Source organism: Pseudomonas sp. PB106, from assembly GCF_009764645.1.
Lineage (GTDB): Bacteria > Pseudomonadota > Gammaproteobacteria > Pseudomonadales > Pseudomonadaceae > Aquipseudomonas.
On sequence record NZ_RWIM01000226.1, the window covers coordinates 1 to 1,051 of the forward strand.

Consider the following 1,051-nt stretch of genomic DNA (forward strand, 5'->3'; position numbering starts at 1 on the left):
CTGCGATCTTTTGATCTTGGTTTTTAAAATCAACATCAAAAGATCGCAGCCTGCGGCAGCTCCTACAGGGGGATTTGTGTTGGTTGCAGGGCGCAAAAACCGCTATCGTCGCCGCCATTCAAATTAGGGGCGAGCATGGGCTATCTACTTTTTGTCACGCTGATCCAGGCGTTTTCCTTCAGTCTGATCGGCGAATACCTGGCCGGTCACGTCGACAGTTACTTCGCCGTGCTGGTGCGCGTGGTGCTGGCCGGGCTGGTGTTCATCCCGCTGACCCGCTGGCGCTCGGTCGAACCTTCGTTCATGCGCGGCATGCTGGTGATCGGCGCGTTGCAGTTCGGCGTGACCTACGTCTGCCTGTACCTGAGCTTCCGCGTGCTGACCGTGCCGGAGGTGTTGTTGTTCACCATCCTCACGCCGTTGCACGTGACGTTGATCGAAGACGCGCTGAACCGCCGCTTCAACCCGTGGGCGCTGATCGCCGCGCTGGTGGCGGTGGGCGGGGCAGCGGTGATTCGCTTCGACAGCATCAACCCGGATTTCTTCATGGGTTTCCTGCTGCTGCAACTGGCCAACTTCACCTACGCCGCAGGCCAGGTGATGTACAAGCATCTGGTGGCCAAACACCCGAGCGATCTGCCGCATTACCGGCGTTTCGGCTTCTTCTACCTCGGCGCACTGGCCGTGGTGCTGCCGGCATTCCTGATGTTCGGCAAAGCCAACTTCCTCCCGGAAGCGCCGCTGCAGTGGGGCGTGTTGCTGTTCCTCGGCCTGGTCTCGACCGCGCTGGGCATGTACTGGTGGAACAAGGGCGCGTGCATGGTCAACGGCGGCACGCTGGCGGTGATGAACAACCTGCATGTGCCGGTGGGATTGTTGTTGAACCTGTTGATCTGGAATCAGCATGAGGAATTGGGGCGGTTGTTCCTTGGCGGCAGCGTCATCCTCGCCGCCGTGTGGATCAGCCGACTGGGCATCCGCCGCACCGCATAACCCCTGTAGGAGCTGCCGCAGGCTGCGATCTTTTGATCTTTAAGGTCAAAAGATCGCA

1 protein-coding gene is annotated in these 1,051 nt (G+C 59.8%); it reads left to right on the plus strand.

The genetic code is table 11. The features are described 5' to 3' along the window. Positions 1–135 precede the first annotated feature (135 nt). Entirely contained in the window at positions 136–993 is an 858-nt protein-coding gene (locus EJA71_RS27310) for a carboxylate/amino acid/amine transporter (RefSeq protein WP_158961171.1), read from the plus strand. Positions 994–1,051 lie beyond the last annotated feature (58 nt).